Raw genomic sequence first — 1,186 nt, 5'->3', positions numbered from 1 at the left:
AATCAATCTTGAATAAATGCGAGTGGGACAACGACGATTACAGCTTTACTTTGAACGTACTCGCTGAGCCTGAAGAATACGAATTGGATGACAATGATGACCAATAAACAAAAACTAGAACTTACTTGGATTGGTAAAGAAAAACGACCTCGTTTGGAGCCACGGATTTTTCTTGAAGATAGTGAATTGTCTTTTCAAGGTGAGAAAAAAGAAGGGCTTTTTAATGATAACCTTCTTATTCATGGTGACAATCTTTTGGCCTTAAAAGCATTAGAACAAGATTATGTTGGGAAAATTAAATGCATTTTTATTGATCCCCCTTATAATACGGGGAGTGCTTTTTCTCATTATGATGATGGTTTAGAGCATTCGATGTGGTTATCTCTTATTCGTGATAGGTTGTTAATTTTACAGTCTTTGTTATCTATAGAAGGGAGTATTTGGATTACAATTGATGATGCTGAGGGGCATTATTTAAAAGTACTTTGTGATGAGATTTTTGGCCGTTCTAACTTTATAGGTCAAGTTACTTGGCAGAAAACTACAAGTATTCACAATAATGCGATATTGTTTTCGTCAAATACTGATATGGTTTTGGCTTACGCCAAAAATATTGATTTTTTCTCAATGGGAAGAATTCCAAGATCTGAACGCAACACGCAAGATTACAAAAACCAAGATGATGATCCTAGAGGACCATGGGCATCAAGTCCATTACATGTTAGTTTAACTTCTGGACAGAGGGGAAAACAATATGCACTGACTGGGAAAAGTACAGGCTTGTATCCTATAGTTGGACCTAATGGGCAAGAGGTTTATCCCCCCAAGGGCCGTTGTTGGGCATATTCTCCTGAGACAATAAAAGACTTTGAACGTCAAAATCTTATCTGGTGGGGGAAAGATGGAAATAATCAACCGCGCTTAAAAAGGTTTATTAAAGATAACAAAGAAGGTGTAGTTCCATCCACATTATGGCTTTCTGAAGACGTTGGCCACAATCAAGAAGCAAAGGCTGAAAACAATACTCTTTTACCAGATTTAGATAAGCTTTTTTCAACTCCGAAACCTGAACGATTATTAGAGAGAGTTATACGTTTAAGTACTAACCCAGGAGATATTGTTCTCGATTCATTTGCTGGTTCCGGTACTACCGGCGCAGTAGCACACAAAATGGGGCGTCGTTGGA

General features: G+C 37.7%; 1 protein-coding gene. It reads left to right on the top strand.

Features of this window, described 5'->3' with window-relative positions:
• Window positions 1-93: 93 nt before the first annotated feature.
• Window positions 94-1,186 (top strand): site-specific DNA-methyltransferase (locus tag WH43_RS19705; RefSeq protein WP_286050038.1); only part of this gene is annotated, 1,093 nt, incomplete at its 3' end.

It is taken from the genome of Rheinheimera sp. KL1, assembly GCF_001275035.1.
Lineage (GTDB): Bacteria > Pseudomonadota > Gammaproteobacteria > Enterobacterales > Alteromonadaceae > Pararheinheimera > Pararheinheimera tangshanensis.
This window is presented reverse-complemented; position numbering and strand designations above follow the sequence as displayed.